At 64.9% G+C, this 20,317-nt stretch carries 18 protein-coding genes; 9 read left to right on the plus strand and 9 right to left on the minus strand.

All coding sequences use genetic code 11. From position 1 onward, the window contains the following. Positions 1–40 precede the first annotated feature (40 nt). The 3 genes from amaB to FG91_RS02995 all read left to right on the plus strand — a co-directional run bounded on the left by amaB (position 41) and on the right by FG91_RS02995 (position 4,109). Positions 41–1,609 carry an L-piperidine-6-carboxylate dehydrogenase gene (gene amaB / locus FG91_RS02985; protein WP_235211916.1) on the plus strand — a complete coding sequence of 523 codons (1,569 nt, stop codon included), beginning with the start codon at positions 41–43 and terminating at the stop codon, positions 1,607–1,609. 30 nt (positions 1,610–1,639) lie between these two features. Further along, complete coding sequence (locus FG91_RS02990) at positions 1,640–2,635, plus strand: tetratricopeptide repeat protein (protein ID WP_037511636.1); 996 nt, start codon at positions 1,640–1,642, stop codon at positions 2,633–2,635. A 61-nt stretch (positions 2,636–2,696) separates the two neighbouring features. Next, positions 2,697–4,109 (plus strand): amino acid permease, encoded by a 1,413-nt coding sequence (locus FG91_RS02995; RefSeq protein ID WP_037511638.1) that lies wholly within the window; start codon positions 2,697–2,699, stop codon positions 4,107–4,109. Between the two features lie 15 nt (positions 4,110–4,124). Here the strand turns inward: FG91_RS02995 and FG91_RS03000 are convergent, their stop codons facing one another. The 8 genes from FG91_RS03000 to FG91_RS03035 are packed head-to-tail and all read right to left on the minus strand — an operon-like array spanning position 4,125 to position 11,761. After that, positions 4,125–5,801, minus strand: coding sequence for a GMC family oxidoreductase (locus FG91_RS03000; protein ID WP_037511641.1), 1,677 nt, complete (start codon positions 5,799–5,801; stop codon positions 4,125–4,127). A gap of 22 nt (positions 5,802–5,823) precedes the next feature. Beyond that, positions 5,824–6,663, minus strand: a complete 840-nt coding sequence (locus tag FG91_RS03005) for a sugar phosphate isomerase/epimerase family protein (protein WP_037511644.1) — start codon at positions 6,661–6,663, stop codon at positions 5,824–5,826. Continuing rightward, the gene (locus FG91_RS03010; RefSeq protein WP_200878390.1) at positions 6,660–7,223 is read right to left on the minus strand and encodes a gluconate 2-dehydrogenase subunit 3 family protein; all 564 of its coding nucleotides are present in this window, start codon (positions 7,221–7,223) and stop codon (positions 6,660–6,662) included. The genes FG91_RS03005 and FG91_RS03010 overlap by 4 nt, the downstream gene beginning before the upstream one ends. After that, entirely contained in the window at positions 7,220–8,047 is an 828-nt protein-coding gene (locus FG91_RS03015) for a 3-keto-disaccharide hydrolase (protein WP_037511647.1), read from the minus strand. Before FG91_RS03015 ends, FG91_RS03010 begins: the two co-directional genes overlap by 4 nt. A gap of 11 nt (positions 8,048–8,058) precedes the next feature. Beyond that, a complete protein-coding gene (locus FG91_RS03020; protein WP_037511650.1) occupies positions 8,059–8,970 on the minus strand; it encodes a hydroxypyruvate isomerase family protein in 912 nt (303 codons plus the stop codon). Beyond that, entirely contained in the window at positions 8,967–10,265 is a 1,299-nt protein-coding gene (locus tag FG91_RS03025; protein WP_037511652.1) for an MFS transporter, read from the minus strand. Before FG91_RS03025 ends, FG91_RS03020 begins: the two co-directional genes overlap by 4 nt. 46 nt (positions 10,266–10,311) lie before the next feature. Then, complete coding sequence (locus FG91_RS03030) at positions 10,312–11,355, minus strand: sugar phosphate isomerase/epimerase family protein (protein ID WP_037511655.1); 1,044 nt, start codon at positions 11,353–11,355, stop codon at positions 10,312–10,314. Positions 11,356–11,371: 16 nt separating this feature from the next. Next, a complete protein-coding gene (locus FG91_RS03035) occupies positions 11,372–11,761 on the minus strand; it encodes a c-type cytochrome (RefSeq protein ID WP_037511657.1) in 390 nt (129 codons plus the stop codon). Positions 11,762–11,856: 95 nt separating this feature from the next. On the opposite strand from FG91_RS03035, the gene FG91_RS03040 reads away from it, so the two are divergent. After that, positions 11,857–13,059, plus strand: coding sequence for a Gfo/Idh/MocA family protein (locus FG91_RS03040; RefSeq protein WP_037511660.1), 1,203 nt, complete (start codon positions 11,857–11,859; stop codon positions 13,057–13,059). 33 nt (positions 13,060–13,092) lie between these two features. On the opposite strand, the gene FG91_RS03045 is transcribed toward FG91_RS03040, so the two are convergent. Continuing rightward, positions 13,093–13,848 (minus strand): helix-turn-helix transcriptional regulator, encoded by a 756-nt coding sequence (locus FG91_RS03045; protein ID WP_037511663.1) that lies wholly within the window; start codon positions 13,846–13,848, stop codon positions 13,093–13,095. Between the two features lie 183 nt (positions 13,849–14,031). On the opposite strand from FG91_RS03045, the gene FG91_RS03050 reads away from it, so the two are divergent. The 5 genes from FG91_RS03050 to FG91_RS03070 all read left to right on the plus strand — a co-directional run bounded on the left by FG91_RS03050 (position 14,032) and on the right by FG91_RS03070 (position 20,309). After that, positions 14,032–14,697: a helix-turn-helix domain-containing protein gene (locus FG91_RS03050; protein WP_081940384.1), complete on the plus strand. Its 666-nt coding sequence runs from the start codon at positions 14,032–14,034 to the stop codon at positions 14,695–14,697. A 196-nt stretch (positions 14,698–14,893) separates the two neighbouring features. Beyond that, positions 14,894–16,873 carry a serine hydrolase domain-containing protein gene (locus FG91_RS03055; RefSeq protein ID WP_037511666.1) on the plus strand — a complete coding sequence of 660 codons (1,980 nt, stop codon included), beginning with the start codon at positions 14,894–14,896 and terminating at the stop codon, positions 16,871–16,873. Positions 16,874–17,044: 171 nt separating this feature from the next. Continuing rightward, the gene (locus FG91_RS03060; protein ID WP_235211917.1) at positions 17,045–18,091 is read left to right on the plus strand and encodes a DUF1611 domain-containing protein; all 1,047 of its coding nucleotides are present in this window, start codon (positions 17,045–17,047) and stop codon (positions 18,089–18,091) included. Continuing rightward, positions 18,088–19,257, plus strand: a complete 1,170-nt coding sequence (locus tag FG91_RS03065; protein WP_037511669.1) for a YkvI family membrane protein — start codon at positions 18,088–18,090, stop codon at positions 19,255–19,257. Before FG91_RS03060 ends, FG91_RS03065 begins: the two co-directional genes overlap by 4 nt. Continuing rightward, a complete protein-coding gene (locus FG91_RS03070) occupies positions 19,254–20,309 on the plus strand; it encodes an alpha/beta hydrolase (RefSeq protein ID WP_052187248.1) in 1,056 nt (351 codons plus the stop codon). The genes FG91_RS03065 and FG91_RS03070 overlap by 4 nt, the downstream gene beginning before the upstream one ends. Positions 20,310–20,317: the final 8 nt, after the last annotated feature.

The raw sequence follows: 20,317 nt of genomic DNA on the forward strand, positions 1-20,317 counted from the left end.
CTGCCAACAATCTGCTTTTCCCCTTTCAACGGACAATTTGATGAACGCTCTTGATAAGATGATTTCTCCCGGTGCCGGCTACAGTGCGCAGGGCGGTTTTGCGCAGTCGGTCACCGACATATTCGGCGCGCTCGGGCTGTCGCTCGATGCCAGCCGGGGTTCGGACCTCAAGGTTTTTTCGCCGGTCGACGGGTCGGAACTCGCCGCCCTGCGCACCGACAAGGCGGGCGACATGGACGCGATGGTCGCGAACGCGCGCGGCGCCTTTGCCGCATGGAAGGACGTCCCGGCGCCGCACCGCGGCGAGCTTGTCCGGCGCTATGGCCTGCTCGTGCGCGAGCATAAGGAGGCGTTGTCGCAGCTCCTGACGATCGAGAATGGCAAGATCCTGACCGAAGCGCGCGGCGAGGTTCAGGAAGTCATTGACATTTGCGAATATGCCGTCGGCCTGTCGCGCCAGCTTTTCGGGCTGACGATCGCGTCGGAGCGCGCCGAGCACCGGCTCACTGAGTATTGGCACCCGCTCGGCGTGCTCGGGCTGATCTCGGCGTTCAATTTCCCCGCCGCCGTCTGGGCGTGGGGCACCACCGTCGCGCTCGTCTGCGGCGACAGCGCGATCTGGAAGCCGTCCGAAAAGACCCCGCTGACCGCGCTTGCTTTCGCCGGGCTGTTGCAGAAGGCGGCGGCGGACTATGACCTCGCGCCCGACCATCTGGTGCAGGTCGCGATCGGCGATGCGGCATGCGGCACGATGCTCGCCGACCATCCCGATGTCGCGATCGTCAGCGCGACGGGCAGCGTCCGCATGGGGCAGGACGTCGGCGTGCGTGTCCAGCGCCGCTTCGGGCGTCCGGTGCTCGAACTCGGCGGCAACAACGCCGCGGTCGTCGCGCCGAGCGCCGATATCGGGCTTGCTTTGCGCGGGACTATCTTCGCCGCGACGGGGACGTGCGGCCAGCGCTGCACGACGTTGCGCCGCCTGATCGTCCACGACGACATTCGCGCCGATTTCGTGAAGCGCCTGATCGCTGCGGTCGGCAGCCTCAACATCGGCAGCCCGCTCGACGATGCGACGCATGTCGGCCCGTTGATCGACAAGGCCGCCTTCGACGCGATGCAACGCGCGCTCGAACAGGCGCGCCGCGACGGCGGCATCGTCCATGGCGGCGATCGGATCGAGGTCGCGGGGCCGGACGCCTATTATGTCCGCCCGGCGATCGTCGAGATGCCCGCGCAGAGCGAAATCGTCCGCGAGGAAACCTTCGCGCCGATCCTCTATGTTCTGTCCTACCGCGATTTCGCCGAAGCGATCGCGCTGCAGAATGGCGTTCCGCAAGGCCTGTCGTCGTGCGTCTTCACCAGCGACGTGCGCGAGGCCGAGAAATTCCAGTCGGCGCAGGGCAGCGACTGCGGCATCGTCAACGTCAATATCGGGACGAGTGGCGCCGAGATCGGCGGCGCGTTCGGCGGCGAGAAGGTAACGGGGGGCGGGCGCGTGTCGGGGTCCGACAGCTGGAAGAATTATATGCGCCGCGTTACCGCGACGGTGAATTACTCGACCTCGCTCCCGCTCGCGCAGGGCGTGAAGTTCGATCTCGATATCGATTGAAGACACAAGATCAGTTCGGAGAGGATATTTATGATGAAGCCCAGGCATTTGAAATTGCTGGTGTCGGCCGGCCTGTTGCTGATCGCCGTGCCGGTGACGGCGGCGGCGCAGGAAGGCAGCTTTCAGGGCATGTCGCTGCTCGGCGAGCGGATGGTCACCAGCCCGGCGCGCAATGCGAACGTCGCCGCGGTCGAGACGCTCGAGCGCGCCGCGCGCGATGCGAAGGCGGCGTTCGAGAGCAATATGACCGTCGACAGCGCGACCTGGTACGGCCGCATCCTCTTCTATCAGGGCTATACGAAGGAATCGGCGGCGGTTTACGATCAGGCGCTGAAGCGCTTCCCCAATTCGGGCAAGCTGCTCCGCCACCGAGCGCATCGTCATTTCTCGCTGCGCGAATTCGACAAGTCGATCGAACTCGGTCTGAAGGCCGCGAAGCTCTACGAGAACCAGCCGCTCGAGCGCGAAAAGCCGGGTCCCGACTATTTCCCCGGCGACCCCGATGTCGTGCAATATTACCTCTATTACCACCTCGGGCAGGCCTATTTCGGCAAGCATGATTTCGACAATGCCGCAAAATGGTTCGCGAAGTCGGCCGAAGCGGCTGCCTTCACGCACGACGTCGAGGCACGCACCGCGAACGGCTATTGGGAATATCTGTCGCTCGCGCGCGCCGGTAAGCTCCGCGAGGCGCAGAAGCTGCTCGACGATTATGACCTGACCTTGTTCGAGGTTCACCCGAAGGGTGGCTCGGACACCTATTTCGACGGGCTGCAGCTGTTCAAGGGCAACCGCGCCGCCGACAGCTTCTTCAGCGACAAGGACAGCGGCCGCGCTTTCGCGACCGCCGATGGGGTGGCGGCGTCGACCGCTTACAGCCTCGCCAACTATTATATCCTCCGCGGCGAGCCCGAAAAGGCGAAGCCCTGGCTGAAACGGTCGATCGCCGTCGACAGCTGGAGCTTCTTCGCGCGTATCCAGGCCGAGGCCGACTGGCTGCTGCTGTTCCCGAACGAAAAGCCATGAACTGACGAATTGGGTGAGCGGCGGACCCGAACCATCGGGCCGGATATTTGGGAGACGCATCGTGAATAACTGGACCCGCCGCAAACCCATCGCGCCGCCCGGCGAGCGCAGCGCCGAGGCGCTGCCGCCCAGCCTGTCCTGGCCGCAGCTGATGGCGATGGGCGTCGGCGCGATCATCGGGACGGGAATCCTGACGCTAATCGGCGTCGGCGTCGACCGCGCAGGGCCTGCGGTGCTGATCTCCTTCGCGATCGCCGGCGCGGTCTGCGCCTGCGCGGCGCTCGCCTATGCCGAATTGTCGGCGATGATGCCCGCGGCGGGTAGCGCCTACAGCTATTCCTATGCGGGGCTCGGTGAGGCCTTCGCGTGGATCGTCGGCTGGAGCCTGATCCTCGAATATTCGCTCGTCGTCTCGACCGTCGCGGTGGGCTGGTCGGGCTATGCCTCGCCGCTTTTGATGGGGATCGGGTTCCCCGAGGCGCTGACGCGCGGTCCCGAACTCGGCGGGCCGATCAATCTGCCCGCGGTCGCGATTATCGCGGTCGTCGCGGGCCTGTTGCTGTTGGGGACGCGCGAGAGTGCGCGGATCAATTCGGTGCTCGTCGTCGTGAAGATCGTCACGCTGCTGCTCTTCGTCGGTTACACATTGCCCTATTTCGACGCCGCGCACCTCGAACCCTTCATGCCCTATGGCTATGCCGCGCACGTCGACAACGACGGCGTACAGCGCGGGGTCATGGCCGCCGCGGCGATCATCTTTTTCGCCTTCTACGGCTTCGATGCGATTTCGACCGCGGCTGAAGAAACAAAGCGCCCCGCGCGCGACTTGCCGATCGCGATCATCGGGTCGATGGCGGTTTGCACCCTCATCTATATGCTCGTCGCTGCGACGGCCGTCGGCGCGATTTCGTTCACACGCTTCGCCGACAGTCCCGAGCCACTCGCGCTCATCCTGCGTTCGATCGGGCAGGGGGGCGTCGCGCAAGTCGTGGCGACGACAGCGGTCGTGGCATTGCCGACCGTGTTGCTCGCCTTCCTCTACGGGCAAAGCCGGATATTCCTCGCGATGGCGCGCGACGGCTTCCTGCCGCAGCGCCTCGCGCATATTTCACGGCGCGGCACCCCAACGCGCATCACGCTGCTGACGGCGGCGATCGTCGCGATCCTCGCGGGGCTGCTCCCGATCGGCAAGGTCGCCGCGCTCGCCAACGCCGGAACCTTGATCGCCTTCATCGCGGTCGGCGTCTGCCTGCTCGTCCTTCGCCGCCGCGCCCCCGATGCGCCCCGGCCCTTTCGCGTGCGCGCGGCGTGGCTGGTCGGGCTCGGCACGATCGGCGGCTGCCTTTACCTGTTCCTCAGCCTGCCCGCCGAAACGCTCTTGTGGTGCCTCGTCTGGAACCTGATCGGGCTCGGCCTCTATGCGGCCTATGGGCAATATCGCAGCACTCTGGGCAGGGCAGCTAGCGGCGGATAATCCGTTTGGCGCCTCTTAGACGGCGCCAGCCTTAAGCAGCTTTACGGCGTGGTCGGCGGCGCGCGCGGTCAGTGCCATGAAGGTGAGCGACGGATTGACGCACGATATCGAGGCCATCTGGGCGCCGTCGGTGACGAACAGGTTGGCGGCGTCGTGCGCCTGGCCCCATTTGTTGAGCACCGACTGGCGCGGATCGGCGCCCATGCGCGCGCCGCCCATTTCGTGGATCGCGTCACCGGGGACATGTTCGCGGCGTTCGCTGGTGACGTTCTGCAGCCCCGCCTTGCGCAGCATCGCCTCGCCCTCGGTCCGCGCATCGTCCATCATGCGGATTTCATTATCGCGGAAGGTGACGTCGAAGCGCATCAGCGGGATGCCGAACCGGTCGACCTTGTCGGCGTGCAGGCTGACGCGATTGTCCTCATAGGGCAGGCATTCGCCGAAGGCGCCCATGCCGAACTTCCACGGGCCGTAGCCGCGCATGCCATGCTTCATCGCCGCGCCGAAGCCCTTGGGCGGTAGCGGATCGCGCCGCGCGCTGCCCTGATAACCATAGCCGCGCTTGAAGCCGATCCCCTCTTCGCCGCCGACATTGCGGAAACGCGGGATATAGACGCCGCCCGGACGCCGGCCATATTCGATAAAATCGGTCATGCCGGGTATCTCGCCCGAGATGTTCACGCGGAAGATATGGTCCATCACATAGCGGCCGAGCGTGCCGCTGGAATCGAAGTGGCTCTTGGCCGTTCCGGGAATGCGCGAGTTCATCAAGATCTGGGTCGAGGCCATCGCCGAGGCGCAGAGGAAGACGAGGCGCGCGGGGATTACCTCGGCCTGCTTCGTCTTCGTATCGATCACGCGCACGCCCGTGACCTTCTTCGTCTTCGGATCATATTCGAGATTCGAGACCACCGCGTCGGAGCGCAGCGTCAGCCGCCCGGTGGCGCGCGCCGCGGGCAGGGTGACCGCCTGCGTCGAGAAATAGGATCCGAACGAGCAACCGCGCCCGCACTGGTTGCGGAACTGGCACTTGCTGCGGCCCTGATCTTCCTTGTCCTCGGTCATGTTCGAGAGGCGGGTGTTGATCAGCTTGCGGCCCGGCGAGGTCGTCTCGAGCCGTTCCTTCACCCATTTCTCGGCGACGTTCATCTGCATCGGCGGCTGGAACGCGCTGTCGGGCAGCTGCGGCAAATTCTCGCGCGATCCCGACACGCCGATATATTTTTCGACATAATCGTACCAGGGCGCGAGGTCTTCGTAGCGGATCGGCCAGTCGCCCCCGACATTCTCGCGCTTGTTCGCCTCGAAATCCTCCGGCGACCAGCGAAAGCTCCAGCGCCCCCAGATCAGCGACTTGCCGCCGACCGCGGCGGGCCGGATCCAGTAGAATTTCTCACCCTCGTCATAGGCATAGGGGTTGAGCCGGTCGTTGTTGTAGAATTTCTGGTTCGACGGCGAGACATAGCCATGCGTGGCGATGAAATAGTCGCTCTTGACCAGCGCCGCGGGCATCCGGTCGCGCGCCGGAATCTCATAGGCCGGCTTGCCGTCATAATCATAATCCTCGCCATGCTCGACCATCACGCCGCGGTCGAGCATCAGGACCTTGAGGCCCTTTTCGGTCAATTCCTTCGCGGCCCATCCGCCGCTCACTCCGGAGCCGATGACGATCGCATCGAACTTGTCGGTCATATCTTGATCCTCAAATATCGGGTTAGGCGCGAAGGCGGCTGAGCGTGGTGAAGCTGGTCTGGATGTCGGGAAGATAGGGTGCGGGCGACTGATCATTCTCGACATAGAAATGCTTCACGCCGGCGGTCCGGTTGAGCGTGAAGATGTCGGCGAAATCGATCACGCCCTTGCCGACGCTGGTCATCTTGCCGTCGGCGGTGCGATCCTTGACATGATAGGCATAGATGCGGCCGGCCAAGCGCCGGATGATCGCCTTGGGGTCCTCACCCGCCGCGATCGTCCAGAACAGGTCGAGCTCGAGCTGGACGAGCGCCGGGTCGGCGTCGGCGATCAGCATGTCGAACAGGCTGGTGCCGCCCGGCTTCAACGTGAATTCGAAATCATGATTGTGATAGGCAAAGCCGATCCCGGCCTTTTTGAGCCGTTCGGCATAGCGGTTGAAATTGGCGACCGCCGCCTTCCAGCCCTCGGCAGTGCGATGCGCGTCGACCATATAGGGAACGACGAGCGTGTCGGCGCCCAGCGCCTTGGTCATCGCGACCGCGCCGTCGAAATCGCTGGCAAGCGCCTCATAGGCGACATGGATCGACGGCGACTTCAGGCCCAGCCGGTCCATCGTCTTGCGGAGCGCGGCGTGATCCATCTTGTCATAACCGCCACCGCCATATTCGACTTCGCGATAACCGATCGCCGCCACCTTTTCGAGCGTCCCCATCGGGTCCTTCGAGAAGAGTTCGCGCACGGTGTAGAGCTGGATGCCGATGGGCTTTGATTTGAGACTCTTTGCCATCAGCGGCCCTGCTGCAAGTGTTGCCCCGAGCGCGGCACCGCCCGCCATCCATTGCCGCCTGTTGATCATCATGACGAAAACACCTTTTTGATCTCGGAATAGGGATAGGCGCCGTCGTAACGGCCGGGGACGGGAAGATATTCGCGTTCCTGGGTGATGCCGACTTCCGAGGTGAAATATCCGGTGAGCACGAGCTGGCGGAACTTGTCGAAGAAGTCCGCGCCGCCGGTCAGCTTGCCGTCCATCGCGAGCGTCAGCAGCGCGTCCTGCTGCGCGGGCGTCGCCTTGTCGGCGGCGATCTTGTAATCGGCGCGGCTGCGCGCCTCGATCGCGTCGAGTCCGGCGAGGATCGGTTTGCGATCGTCGGGCGACGCCCAATCGGCGAGCAGCTTTTCGATATATTCGGGGACGCCGGCGGCGATCGCGCCGGGGGTGTCGGTGGTCGGCATCACGCGCTCGCTGAGCGCGGTCATCAGCGCGCGCTGCTGCGCGGTGAACACCGGCGATGAGGGCGGACCGCTGCTGATGATCGGGGGCGCTTCTGCCGCCGCGGCGCGCGCGATCGGCGCGAACAGGCTCGCGCCGAACATCGCGGCCATCCCGGCCAGCGCGTCTCTGCGGTCGATGATCATTTCACGGTTCCTTCGAAGTCATGGCTCGCCGCCGCTTCGGGCAGCGGGCGCACCCAGATGTTGCGGAATGAAACCGGCGAATTATGGTCCTGGAGCTGGATCGGCGCGGCATCGCCATGCGCTTCATACGTCGCGACCTTGCGCCAGACGGTGCTGCCGAGCCACGGTTGCCGGTTCTGCACCAGCACGCCGTTCAGGAAGGCGGTGACATAGGCCGGGCGCAGCAGCTTGCCGTCGGGTCCGAAGTGCGGGCGCTCGAAAACGATGTCGTAGCTCTGCCATTCGCCGGGCTTGCGCGACGCGTTCACCAGCGGCGGCTTCCAGGCATAGATCGCGCCGACGGTGCCGTCGGCGTAGGTGGGGTTCTGATAGCCATCGAGGATCTGGATCTCGTAGCGCTGCATGAACCAAATGCCGCTGTTGCCGCGATCCTGCGAGCTATGGGTCGGCGGGTTGGGTGAGCGGAATTCGAGATGGAGCTGGACGTCGCCGAAGCTCGCCTTGCTGATCAGCGCATTCTCGCCGCGGCCGCCAAGCGGTGGGATCGACGTCATCGCGCCATCCTCGACGATCCATGGCCTTGCCTTCGCTTGCCACGCATCGAGCGACTTGCCGTCGAACAGCACCACTGCGTCGGAGGGCGGGGCGCCGGGAACGGTGCCCGGGGTTACGACGGTCGGATAAGGGCGGTCGGAATCATGCACCTGCCATTTGCCGTCGGGCAACATCGGCGTGTCCTTGAACCCGGGCTTTTCCTGCGCGGTGGCGGGGCCGCCCGCCGTCACGGCGACCGCGATCGCCGCGGCCCAGATGATATGCTTCACGCGTGTCTCCCTCATGCCGCGTCGATCGCGCGATAGGCGGCGATCAGCCGTTCCTCGCCCGCGCGTCCCTCGACCGAATTGCCATGTTCCATCCCGATCACGCCCGCGAACTTCTTCGCGCGCAGCCAGCGGACGATATTACGATAGTTGATCTCGCCGCTGCCCGGCTCCTTGCGGCCGGGATTGTCGCCGAACTGGACGTAAGCGATCTCGTTCCAGCAGCTGTCCAGCGTGTTGATGAGGTTCCCGGCCTGGATCTGCTCGTGATACAGGTCCGCCAGCACCTTGATCGCGGGGCTGTTCACCGCGCGGGCCATCGCATAGCCCTGCGGTACGGTCGACATGAAGACGCCGGGATGGTTCACCAGCGTGTTGAGCGGCTCCATCACCATGACCAGTCCGTGCGGCTCATAGATTTCGGCGGCGCGGCGCAGCACGTCGATCACGCGCGCGGTCTGGATATCGACCGGCAGCTTGCGGTCCATAAAGCCGGTGACGATCGTCATATGCTTTGAATTCAGCCGCTTGGCGACGTCGACCGACGCTCTTATGTCGGCCAGGAAGCGCTCGCGATCGCTATCGTCGTTGCCGCCCAGCAGCGGCCGGAACTCGCTCCATCGCGGCATGCTCGCGACGAACACGCCCATCGTCATGCCGCGCTGCTGCAAGGCGCGCGCCATCGCGGTCTGGTCGGTGACCGAACGGGTGGCCGCCTCATTATCCTCCCACGCGGTAAAGCCCTGATCGGCGGCAAAAGCGATCTGTTCGAGCCGGCCTCCGCGGCTTTTGAAGCTGCCCTCGTGCGGGGCGTATTTCAGCGAAAAGCGCGGCGCGTTCGACGCCATCGCACTGTTCGTGGCCGTCGCTGCGGCAGCGGCTGCGATGGCGCCGCCCGCCAGCACGGCTCGGCGCGATACGCTCATGCCGTCTGACCCGCGAGCGCCGCGCGCGATTTGCCGCGCTCGCGCAGCCAGATGAAGCCGAACACAGCGAGGAGGATGACGGGCAGGATCGCCAGCCGCTGGAACGACAGCGACGCCGCCGCGTCCTCGACCGCCAGCTTCGCGGCGCCGGTCAGCGCCGCAAAAGCTTCGGGACCGCCGGCGAACTCGATCTTGGCGCGGTCGAACATCGCGCCGAGCTGCGGCAGCACGAAGAAGCTGGCGAGCGCGCCCGCCGATCCAACGAGACCCATCGCCCACGATCCGCCGCGCGGATAACGTTCGGCAACCGAGGCGAGCATCGTCGGCCACATCACGCACACGCCGAGCCCCCAGACGGTGGCGGCGACGATCGCCGCAACCGGCGACTGAGCCTGGCTCAGCATGAACAGGCCGATCGCGGCGAGCAGGCTCGATACCCACAGCAGTCCCGGGTTCGAGATCTTGTTGGCGAGCCGACCTGCGAAATGGCGGAAGATGAACATCAGCGCGTTGACATAGACGAGCAGCAGGATGCCGCGCATGCCGACGCGGTTCGACAGGGCGACGTCGATCCACTGGCCGGGGGCGAGTTCGGATGCCGCGGTCAGGAACATCGCGCCGAACCAGATGAAAAAGCTGGGGCGGCGAAACACCTCGCCCATCATCGCGCCGAAGCTGACGCCGCTTTGCTCACGCAGCGGCGGCGGGAAGGTGGTGGTGAGGGCGATCAGGACCGTCGCGGCAGCGGGGATCATGACCAGCGCCATGATGCCCTGCCACGGCAACGCCGCCGACAGGAAAAAGCCCGCAAGCCCGCCGACGATGATGCCGCCGGGGAACCAGGCGTGCAGCACATTGAGCCGGTGGGTGGTATCGTCGGGGTAAAGCTGCGCGGTCAGCGGATTGATCGCCGCCTCGGTCAGCCCCCAGCCGATGCCGCTGAGCAGCATGCCCGCCCAGACGAGCCAATAGATGTTCATGCCCGTGGCGACATGGCCCGCGGTAACGATCATCAACGGGCCGACGATGAAGCAGAGCCCCGCGCCGGCGAGGCACCGCTTCATGCCGATCTGGTCGAGCAGCGCGCTGACGACGAACAGCGTGATCGAAAAGCTCAGGAACGCGGCACCCAGCGCGGCGGCGATCAGTTCGCCCGCCTGCAACGGGGCGATCGGGTCGATCCATTCTGCCTTGAGCCCGCTGGCGATCGCGCCGCGGATCGCGAGGCTCGCCGCCGCGGTGAACAGCGCGAGCACGCCCAGCCAGAACAAGCGCCCCTTGTGCAATGTCGTCATCCTGCGTCCCCTTTGATTATTATCGTTTAATTCGTCTGCTGCGTCGTCAGCTCAGCCCCAGCATCGCGCGGTTGAGCGCCGGGTCGCTGCCCCCGGCGAAATCGTCGAACGCCTTGTCGGCCTTGCGGATCATATGCGCGGCGATGAACGGCGCGCCTTCGCGCGCGCCGTCTTCTGGATGCTTCAGGCAGCATTCCCATTCGAGCACCGCCCAGCCGGCATAGCCATATTGCGCCAGTTTCGAGAAGATGCCGCCGAAATCCACCTGGCCATCGCCCAGCGAACGGAAGCGGCCGGGCCGGTCGACCCAGTCCTGAAACCCGCCATAGACGCCCGATCGGCCGGTCGGATTCAGTTCCGCGTCCTTGACGTGGAACATGCGAATCCGCTCGTGATAAATGTCGATGAACTGCAGATAATCGAGCGCCTGCAGCACATAATGGCTGGGATCGTACAGGATGTTGGCGCGCGGATGATTGTCGACGCCCGCAAGGAAGCGCTCGAAGGTCACGCCGTCGTGGAGATCCTCGCCTGGATGAATCTCATAGGCGAGGTCGATGCCCTGCTCGTCGAAGGCATCGAGGATCGGCCGCCAGCGCTTTGCAAGCTCGGCGAATGCTTCCTCGACCAGCCCCGCGGGACGCTGCGGCCACGGATAGAGATAGGGCCAGGCGAGCGCGCCCGAAAAGGTCGCGTGGGCGTTAAGGCCCAGCCGCCGGCTCGCTTTTGCAGCCAGATGAAGCTGCTCGACCGCCCAAGCCTGACGCTCGCCCGGCTTGCCCTTCACCGCGTCGGGCGCGAAGCCGTCGAACTGCGTATCATAAGCGGGATGTACCGCGACCAGCTGACCCTGCAGATGCGTCGACAATTCGGTGATCTCGACGCCCGCCTCGCGGCACGTGCCGGCCAGTTCGTCGCAATAGTCCTGGCTTTCGGCGGCCTGGCGCAGATCGATGCAGCGGCTGTCCCACGTCGGAATCTGGATGCCGATATAGCCCGCATCCGCCATCCAGCGCGCCGCCGAAGGCAAAGTGTCGAACGGCGCGTCGTCGCCCATAAACTGCGCGAGAAAAATCGCCGGACCCTTCATGCGACTGCCTTTCGCGTCACTTGGTTTCGGTCTTGAGAAAGGCGATCAGCGCCGCGCGCCGCGCCGGATCGGCCACCTTGACGACCATGCGCGTGCCGGGGACCTTTTTGGTCGGCGCGGCGAGATATTCGTCGAGCGTCTTGTCGTTCCAGCGGATTTTCGATGCTTTGAGCGCCGGGGTGTAGTTGAACCCGGCAACGGTGCCGGCTTGCCGGCCGAACAGGCCGTGCAGATTGGGACCCATCGTGCTTTTGCCGCCGGCCTCCAGCGTATGGCAGGCGCGGCATGCCGCGAAGGCCTGCGCGCCGGGGCCTTGGGCAGGGGCTGCAATCACCTCGGGTGAAGGTGCGAACATCAGCGCGATTAAAATTGCTCCTGCCGGTGGCAGGGCGAACAGAAATTTCATTATCCTCTCCCGTCTGGCAACAGCCGGCGCGATCAGGTAACCGTTCGAAATCCTATTGTGCAAACAATTTTGGAAATTCGGACCAAGGGAATGCGATGAATACGAATACGACGTCAAAAACGCGCTATGGCATGGTCGGTGGCGGCGAAGGCGCTTTCATCGGCGCGGTACACCGGATGGCCGCCGCGCTCGATGGCGAGTTTGCGCTGGTATGCGGCGCGTTCAGCAGCGACGCCGAACGTAATGGGCGGAGCGCCGCCGCGCTCGGGATCGATCCCGCTCGCGCATACGCGACGCTCGAAGCGCTGCTCGCGGGCGAGGCCGCGCTGCCCGACGATCAGCGGATGGAGGCGCTGGCGATCGTCACCCCGAATCACCTGCACGCCCCGATGGCGATCGCCGCGCTCGATGCCGGTTTTCACGTCCTGTCCGAAAAACCGATGGCGCTGAACCTCGCCGAGGCGAAGGCGATCGCCGCGGCGGTGGCCCGCAGCGGCAAACTCTATGGCCTGGCCTTCACCTATAGCGGTTACCCGCTAATCGAAGAGGCGCGTGCGCGCGTCGCGCGCGGCGATTTCGGCAAGATTCGGCTGGTGCAGGTCGAATATTCGCAAGGCTGGCTCAGCCGGCCGATCGATCAGGACGGCAACAAACAGGCCGAATGGCGCACCGATCCGGCGCGCGCGGGGCTGGGCGGATGCCTGGGCGACATCGGGACGCACGCCTTCCAGCTTGCCGAACATGTCTCCGGGCTTGCGGTCGGGTCGCTCAGCGCGGAGCTGACCACGCATGTTCCGGACCGCCGCCTCGACGACGATGTTGCGGCGTTGCTGCGATTCGAAGGCGGCGCGCGCGGCGTATTGAAGGCCAGCCAGATCGCCGCGGGCGACGAAAACGGCCTGCGCCTGCGCATCCATGGTGAGGATGGCGGTCTCGAATGGTCGCAGATGGAGCCGAACAGCTTGACGCTCCGCTGGCTGGACCGGCCGGTTGAAGTGATCCGCGCCGGCGGGCCCGGCCTCGACGACCGGACGATGGCGCGGCTGCGTACCCCGGCGGGACATCCCGAGGGTTATATCGAGGCGTTTGCCAACCTCTATCGCGGCTTCGGTCGTGCGCTTCGTGCCGGCGCCCCAACCCCGCCGCCACCCGGCACGACCGACTGGTTCCCCGGGATCGTCGATGGCCTGCGGACGATGGCCTTCGTCGAAGCGGTGATCGAAAACAGCGCCGGCGAAGCGAAATGGACCGCACTCGCCGAGATCCCGGCCGATCGCCGGACGGCAGGCGGCGAATAGCGGCGCGCCAGATGCTGCCTTGCGGCGTTCCGCTCAGGCCGTGGCCTCGCGCCCGCGCATCTTGGTCGGTGCCATGCCAAAACGGCGCGCGAAGGCGCGCGTGAAGCTCGCGTTGCTCATATAGCCGCAATTATAACCGATGCTCGATATCGGAAGATCGCTCTGCGCGAGCAACTGGCGCGCGCGTTGCAGCCGCCGTTCGCTCACCGCCTCGGCGACGCTGCATTGATACAGCTCGCGAAAACCGCGCGTCAGCTTGGCTTTGCTGAGACCGCAGCGGCGCGCGACATTGCCGACAGTCAGCTTTTCCTGCCACTTCTCGTTGACCAGCTGGTGCGCGGCGGCGACGCGGGTGATGTCGAGCTCGCTCAGCGACGTGCTGCCGCCGACTTCGACCATGCGGTCGGCGGCGAGTTCGGCGAAAAGCTGGCAGAGCAGTTCCTGGCTGCGCGCGCTGCGCAGCATATTGTCGACTTCGCTGTCGCCTTCGACCGCGACCACCGCGCGGCCGAGACCGCGGAGATTGGCGGGGAGATACCAGCGGCCGTCCGCCTTGGGGCGCAGCGCGAACAGGCGGTCGCACGCGGCGCGGCTGATCGCGAATACGACCAGATGATCGTCGGCGAGGCCCGCAATATCGCCTGGGAGGAGCATCGATACGGCGGGCTCGCCAATATCGCCAAAGCCGAAGATGAGCGCGTCGGGCGGCAGGAACGCGGCGTCACAGGGGCCGCGGCCGACGAAGCTCGTAAACTCCGGAGAAATGCGAATGGATAGCTTGTTTGTCATCCTGTCATCCCAGCGAATCGGGGCATCAGTGGCGGCGCCATGCCGTATGTGCAATCATCTTGGTCCTATCCGATACGCAAATTTTCTTTGCCGATTGTTCTGACGGATTGTGCCGTTCGGCTTGATCGATGCGATAAATGCGCAAATATGTGCTAGATGAGAAAATCGATTGAAAGGACACCGATGCCGGCAACGCGCCAGCCCATTCCGACCAGCGGCGACCGGCGGACCGCCGTCGACGGCAATCCGGGCGTATTCCTGCGGGAACTACGCACCGAAAAGGGGTGGACGCTCGCCGAGGTGAGCGAACGCACGCGCATTCCGGTTTCAACTTTGTCAAAGATTGAAACCGGCAAGATGTCGCTCAGCTATGAAAAGCTGCTGCGGCTGAGCCAAGGGCTCGAAATCGATATCACGCAATTGTTCGCGGCCGCCGCGGCGGTCCCTGCCGCCACCCATACCGCCACGGGCCGGCGCAGCATCACCCCCGCCGGCGAAGGGCCTTCGATCAAGACGGCGACCTATAACTACACCTATCCCTCGGCCGATCTGCTCAACAAGACGCTGAATCCGATGATCATCGACATCAAGGTGCGGTCGATCGACGATTTCGGCGATCTGATGCGCCATTCGGGCGAGGAATATGTCCTCGTTCTCGAAGGCGAATGCGAGTTTCACACCGACATGTACGCGCCATCGCATCTGAAGACAGGCGATTCGGCCTATTTCGACGCGTCGATGGGGCATGGCTATGTCGCGGTTGGCGAGGGGCCGTGCCGTATCCTGTCGGTCTGTTCGGCAACCGACGCCGACCTGAAGTCGGCGCTGCATCCCGTCGACGCCGAATAATCGTTTAGCCCGCCCCCGCCCCCACTTCAAAAGCCCTTCTGAAATTTTGCCCGCGCCGCCGCGTCGCGGCCGCGCGGTTGCGTCCGTCATTGACAAATTTCCGTTCAGGATGCCTATATCCATAATTGAAAATATTTCAAAAAGTGAAATTTCGGTGACAAGGCTGTGAGAATGGCCGATCGAAAGGGGAGGGCGAATGCGGTTTTTACGTTCTTGCGCAATGCTGGTTGCGGCGATGCTGGTCGGGGTCACGGCGCCACCGGTGAGCCCGTCCGCCGCGCAAACCGCCCCCAAGCCGGTGACGGAGGCGCGCGGCGGGAGCGGACTGCTTCCCGCTCCCGCGATGGTGAAGAGCGACGTCGACGCGTGGCTCGACGGCTATATGCCCTATGCCCTGAAGCGCGGTGACGCGGCGGGCGCGGTCGTGGTGGTGGTCAAGGACGGCAAGGTGTTGACGCAGCGCGGCTTCGGCTATGCCGATGTCGGAACGCGTCGGCGCGTCGACCCCGAAACCACGCTTTTCCGGCAGGCGTCGGTGTCGAAACTGATCACCTGGACCGCGGTGATGCAGCTCGTCGAGCAGGGCAAGATCGACCTCGACCGCGACATCAACGCCTATCTCGATTTCAAAATTCCGGCCTTCGGCGGCAAGCCGGTCACGATGCGCAACCTGATGACGCACACCGGGGGCTTCGACGAAGTGCAGCGCGGGCTCAACAGCTATGACCCGAAGAAAATTCCGTCGCTCGGCGACGCGCTAAAGCGGCAGGTGCCGCACCGCATTTACGCGCCCGGAACGACGCCGGCCTATTCGAATTATGGCACCTCGCTGGCGGGCTATATCGTCGAACGCGTATCGGGGCTTTCCTATAATGATTATGTCGAGCGGCACATCTTTGCGCCCGCGGGCATGACGCGATCGACCTTCCGCCAGCCGCTTCCGGCGGCGCTGCGGCCGCTGCTCGCGAGCGGATATATGCTCGGCTCGGGCAAGCCCGGCCCGTTCGAGCTCAGCAGCCTCGCGCCGTCGGGCGCGATGACGGCGTCGGGTGCCGACATGGGGCGCTTCATGATCGCGCATCTCGCCGATGGCGGGGCGCTGCTGAAACCCGCGACCGCGGCGCAGATGCACAATACGATCCTGCGCTTGATCCCGCCGCTCAACGGCATGGCGCTCGGCTTCTACGAACAGAATATCAACGGCCGCAAGGCGCTCTCGCACGCCGGCGACAGCCTCAATTTCCACAGCCAGCTCTGGATCTTCCCCGAGGAAAATGTCGGCATCTATATGTCGATGAACGCGGCGGGCACGCAGAATGTGTCGGGGCCGATCCGCGCCTATTTGTTCGAAGCCTTCGCCGACCGCTACTTTCCGTTCGAGCAGCGCGAAGGCCGCGTCGATGCGGCCACCGCGCGCGAGCATGCGCGGATGATGGTCGGCACCTACAACAAGACGCGGCGGCTCGAATCGAGCTTCCTGAAGGCGATGGAACTCGCCGGGCAGACGAAGGTCTCGCTCGACAGCGACGGCGGCATCCGGCTGAATGCCGTGCCGGACATCGGCGGTCAGCCGCGCAAATGGGTGGAAATCGCGCCGTTCGTGTGGCGCGAGCAGGGGGGCAAGATGCTCCTCGCGGCCAAAGTGGAAAAGGGCCGCGTCGTGCGTTTCAGCGTCGATTCGGCGTCGCCCTATATCGCGTTCGACCGGGTGCCCTGGAATCTGTCGAGCGCCTGGCTCACGCCCGCGATGCTGGTCAGCCTCGGCGCGCTCCTGCTCACCGCGATTGCCTGGCCCGCCTCGGCACTGGCGCGTCGTCGCTATGGTGTAAAGGCCGACCTCGCGCCCGCCGCGCTCAAAAGCTACCGGCTGACGCGCGGCTTTGCGGCGCTGGCGGTCGCGGTGATGGTCGGATGGCTGTGGTTCGCGTCCAGTCTGCTCGCCGATTTCTCGTCGCTCAGCGGCGAACTCGACTGGGCGCTCGTCACACTCCAGATCGCAACGCCGGTCATTTTCCTCGGCCTGCTCGCGAGCGCGATCTGGAATATTCGGCATGTCTGGACGAGCAAGCGCGGCCGGTTCGCGAAATTCTGGAGTCTCGTGCTGCTGTTGAGCGTGGTGGTTCTGCTGTGGATCGGCGTCGGTTTCCATCTGATCGGCTTTGGTACCCGCTTCTGATCGGGGACTGGCGGGCCGCGCGCCGGCCCGCCAGCAAAAGAAACTTCTCCAATCGTATTGCAATTATCAAAATTTGAAAATAATGTCTCAAACAGGTCAACAGGAGTAGATGCAGGATCAGCGCCGCGATGGCGCCCGATTCTGCCTCGCTTCGGATTTTTGGTGAAAGACGTGAACATTCAAACTTCCCTCGATATCGCCGCCGGCGCATTGCAATTGCCCCAGCCCTATTTGCTGTTCCTCGGGGACACGACGGTGCGCGGCTATGCGAAGACTGCCTTCGGTCTTCGCGACTGGGCGCCCGAGAAGTGTGTCGGTGAATATGCTTTGCCGGGTGCGACGGTCAGCGCGGGGCTGGAGCAGCTGACACCAGCCGAGGCGCAGGCACGAGGGGCGCGTTCGCTGCTCATCGGCGTCGCGAACAGCGGCGGCGTGATTCCCGAAAGCTGGATGCCCGCGCTCTTCGAGGCGCTCGACGCGGGACTCGATATCGTCAGCGGCATGCACATGCGGCTGGCCGATATGCCCGAACTCGCCGCGCGCGCGCAGCGCCTCGGTCGCCAGCTGATCGACGTGCGCCATCCGCCCAAGGGTCTGCCGGTCGGCACGGGGCGCAAGCGGAGCGGCAAGCGGCTGCTCACCGTCGGAACCGACTGCGCGCTGGGCAAGAAATATACGGCGCTGGCCCTCGCGCGCGCTTTTGCCGAGCGCGGCGTCGACGCCGATTTTCGCGCGACGGGACAGACCGGCATCATGATCGCCGGTGGCGGCGTGCCGATGGACGCGGTGGTCTCCGATTTCGAGGCCGGTGCGGCGGAGACAGTAAGCCCCGACGCGGCGGACGATCACTGGGATGTCGTCGAAGGGCAGGGGTCGCTGTTTCACCCCGCCTATGCCGCGGTATCGCTGGGCTTGCTTCATGGAAGCCAGCCCGACGTGATTGTCGTGTGTCACGAGCCGGGCCGCGAAGAGATACTGGGGTCGCCCGGCTATCTTTTGCCGAGCATCGAGGAAACGATCGATCTCAACTTGCGGCTCGGCGCGCGGACCAATCCGGCGATCCGCTGCGCCGGGCTCTCGTACAACACGTCGCACTTGGGCGAGGAAGAGGCCACCCTGCTGATGGCGGCCGAAAGCGAACGGCTCGGGCTCCCTGTCGCCGACCCGATCCGCGGCGGCGAAGCCTTCGCGCGTCTGGTGGACAGCTGCCTCGCATGAGCGCAGCGGCCACCCCGGCAGCCACGGCTGGATCCTCGTGGTTCCAGCGTTTCCTGTTGCCGGGTTTCGCCTTCAAGGCCGTCGTGATCGGCGGCGGTTACGCCACCGGCCGCGAGCTCGCGGAATTTTTCCTGCCGAGCGGGCCGTGGGGCGGGTTGGCCGCGATGGTGCTCGCGATGGTGCTCTGGAGCATCATCTGCGCCACGACCTTCGCGTTCGCGCGGGCGATCGGCGCGTTCGATTATCGCAGCTTTTTTGAAGGCCTGTTTGGCCGCGCGTGGATATTGTTCGAGATCGGCTACGTCCTCCTCGTGACGCTGGTCCTCGCGGTATTCGGCGCCGCGGCGGGCGAGATTGGTGCGTCGATATTCGGCTGGCCGCCGCTCGCGGGAACCGCCTTCCTCGCGGCATCGATCGCGCTGTTCGTGACCTTCGGCAATTCCTCGGTCGAGGGCTTGTTCAAATATGTCTCCTTTCTGCTTTACGGAGTCTACGCGCTGTTCATGGTGCTCGCGCTCGGCAGCTTCGGTGACGAGATCGCATCGCGCTTTGCCATTCCGGCGCCGTCGGACGGCTGGATCCTCGGCGGGCTGACCTATACCGGATACAATGTCATCGGCGCGGTGGTAATCCTGCCGGTGATCCGCCATTTGACCAGCCAGCGCGACGCGGTGACCGCCGGTCTGATCGCGGGGCCGTTGGCGATGGTGCCCGCCATCCTCTTCTTTGTCGCGATGATCGCCTTTTATCCGGGCATCATGGACGAGACGCTGCCGTCGGACTTCATGCTGCGGCAACTCGACATGCCGCTGTTTCACCTGCTGTTCCAGTTCATGATCTTTGCGGCGCTGCTCGAAAGCGGGGCGGGGTCGGTGCATGCGATCAACGAGCGCGTTGATGCGGCGCGCCGGGCGCGAGGGGGCGCGCCGCTTGGCAAGCGCGCGCGCGCAGGGATCGCCGCGGCGCTGCTGATCGGCTGCATGTTCCTTGCCGACCGCTTCGGGCTCGTGGCGCTGATCGCCAGCGGCTACCGCGGGCTCTCCTGGGTGTTCCTTGCGGTCTATGTCCTGCCCTTGCTGACCATGGGGCTGTTCCGTCTGCTGCGCGGCCGTGCGGTCGTCGAGAACCAAGAACTTCAACCCGCCGTCGAGGGGAATGTCCAATGACCAAGGTGACTGGCTGGGCGCGGGTCCGGCGCTGGGGGAAGCGTATGTTGCTGGGGCTGCTGCTGCTGTTGGTCCTGCTCGTCGTCGTGGGCGCCATCTATGAGGCGCTCGGCCGCAAGAATGCCGCGGCGAACCATCCTCCCCCCGGAAAGCTGGTCGATATCGGCGGCCGAAAGATGCACATCGATTGCCGCGGCACCGGATCGCCGACCGTGGTCTTCGAATCCGGCCTTGGTACAGGCGGGACGATCGACTGGACGCTGGTCCATGACGAGATTGCCAGCTTCACGCGTACCTGTGCCTATGACCGCGCCGGGATCATGTGGAGCGACGCAAAGGACACGCCGCAGCGTGCATCCGCGGTCGCCGACGATCTCCATGCGCTGTTGAAGGGCGCGGGGATCACCGGTCCGCTCGTGCTCGTCGGCCATTCGATCGGCGGACCCTACACGCGAACCTATGTCGGAAAATATGGCGAGCAGGTCGCGGGGCTGGTGATGGTCGACGCGTCGCATCCCGACCAGGTCGCACGGCTCGGAAAGGCGGCGAAGGTCGACGCGCATCCCGGGCAGGCGGGGTGGATCATGCATACCGCTACCGCGCTGTCGTGGACGGGCATCGTACGCTTCGCGATGGCGAACGCCGGGCAGGGGAAATTGCCGAAGGACGCAGCGGCTCGGATGGCGGCCTATGCCAGCAAGTCGGTGCATGGCGCGACGTCCGAACTCGATGGCTTCGACCGGACGATGGACGATGCACGCGCGGTCAAAAGCTTCGGAAACCGGCCGGTGATCGTGCTGACCGCGATGGCGCCGCTCAAGCCCGAGGAGTTGAAGGGGCTGTCGTTGAAGGCGTCGGACGGCGCGCGCTTCAAACAGGAATGGAAGGCGCTCAACGCCGAACAGGCCGCGCTTTCGACGCGCGGCCGCCAACAGGTCGTGGGCGATGCCGGCCATTATATCCAGATCGACCGGCCCGATGTGGTGATCGCCGCGGTCCGCGAGGTTGTGGACGAGGTGCGGGCCGACGCGCAGGCGGCCGCAAAGAAATGACAGCAAAA

Origin of the sequence: Sphingopyxis sp. LC81 (assembly GCF_000756375.1) — a bacterium.
Lineage (GTDB): Bacteria > Pseudomonadota > Alphaproteobacteria > Sphingomonadales > Sphingomonadaceae > Sphingopyxis.